At 66.6% G+C, this 1,635-nt stretch carries 1 pseudogene; it reads left to right on the top strand.

Going from position 1 to position 1,635, the window contains the following annotated elements:
* Window positions 1-122 precede the first annotated feature (122 nt).
* Window positions 123-1,522, top strand: a pseudogene (locus tag AWC14_RS09100) (IS1380 family transposase).
* Window positions 1,523-1,635: the final 113 nt, after the last annotated feature.

The following is a 1,635-nucleotide window of genomic DNA, read 5'->3' as shown; positions in this document are numbered from 1 at the left end:
AGCCTGAATCCGTGGACGGTCGGTCGTTGGTGATCGGCGTGGGAACCACGAAAATGCCTCCTGAACTGGGACAATACGAGTGTTGATGTCGGTTTTGTCCGGTGTTCGAGAAGGCATTTTCGATGCAGTCATCCTATACGTTCACTGTCGGGTCGGCGGTGTTTGACGAGCCGAATTTGGTGTCGGCGGCAGGTTTGGCGCCGGTGCTGGAATTGGCTGAGCAGACCGGTCTTTCGCGGTTGATCGACGAGTACGTCGAGCTGCCAGCACCCGGGTGGCCTCGGGCGCGGTCAACGCGGCCGGGAAGCTGACCACGATCATCGGGGGCATGCTGTGCGGCGCGGACAGCATCGACGATATAAACGTGTTGCGCGCTGGCGGCACGCCCCGGGTGTTCGACGAGGTGTATGCGCCCTCGACGTTGGGGATCTTCTTGCGCGAGTTCACCTTCGGGCATTCCAACCAGCTCGCCGCGGTGGCCCGCACCCATCTGGTGGCACTCGCGCAGCGCACGCCGCTGTTGCCCGGCATCGAGCAGCGCGCGTTTTTGGACATCGACTCGCTATTGCGCCCGGTCTACGGACACCACAAACAGGGCGCCTCATTCGGGCACGCCACGATCGCCAGCCGCGCGCTGCTGCGGCGGGGCCTCTCACCGCAGATCACCACCCTTTCGACCGGGCAGGCCGCGCCGGTGATCGCCGAGGCGCGGCTGCGCAGCGGCAAGGCCGGCTCCGGGCGCGCCGCCGCCGCCCAGGTCAAGCAGGCCATCACCACCGCCCGCAGGTGTGGGGCGAACACGATCATGCTGCGCGGCGACTCGGCGTTTGGCACCAAAAAGGTGATGGCCACCTGCGTTGGAGAAGGAGTCGAATTCTCCCTGTCGGTGGCCCAAAACAAGCGCATCAGCACCGCAATCACCGGGATCGACGAGCACGCCTATACCCCGGTGCACTATCCGGGCGCGGTCGAAGACCCCGACACGGGCGCGCTGATCTCCGACGCCCAGGTCGCCGAGACGCCCTACACGCTGCGCCTGGGCGGCGGCCGCACGCTCACCGTGCGGCTGATCGTGCGCCGTGTCAAAGATGCCCGCTACCCCGACGCACTGTTTCCGGTGTGGCGCTATCACCCGTTTGTGACCAACTCCGCGCTGCCGGTCGCCGAGGCCGACATCACCCATCGCCGCCATGCCATCGTCGAGACCACCTTCGCCGACCTGATCGACGGGCCGCTGGCCCATATCCCATCTGGGCTGTTTGCAGCCAACTGCGCCTGGTTGGCCTGCGCGGTGATCGCGCACAACCTGCTGCGCGCGGCCGGAACACTCGCGGGCGGCGATGCCGCCGTGGCGCGCGGTGCCACCCTGCGCCGCGACCTGGTCAACGTACCAGCCCGCTTTGCCGCACCGGCCCGCAAACCCACCCTGCACCTGCCCATCCACTGGCCAAAGCAAATCGGGTGGAAAACCCTGTGGCACAACATTATCGGCTACCCGACCGCGCAACCCCGCGCCGCCTGACCCGACCGACCAGTCTCTGACCACCCCGCCATCACAGGCCCGACCCGAGGAACCCAAGGAAAACTGGTGCAGGCCAGCGGATCACTCATGCCACGCCAATCCCAACCGCCCCA

The organism is Mycobacterium kyorinense, assembly GCF_002101735.1.
In the GTDB taxonomy this organism is placed as follows: domain Bacteria; phylum Actinomycetota; class Actinomycetes; order Mycobacteriales; family Mycobacteriaceae; genus Mycobacterium; species Mycobacterium kyorinense.
Note: the sequence above shows the minus strand (reverse complement) of the source record. Positions and strands in the feature narration are given on the sequence as shown.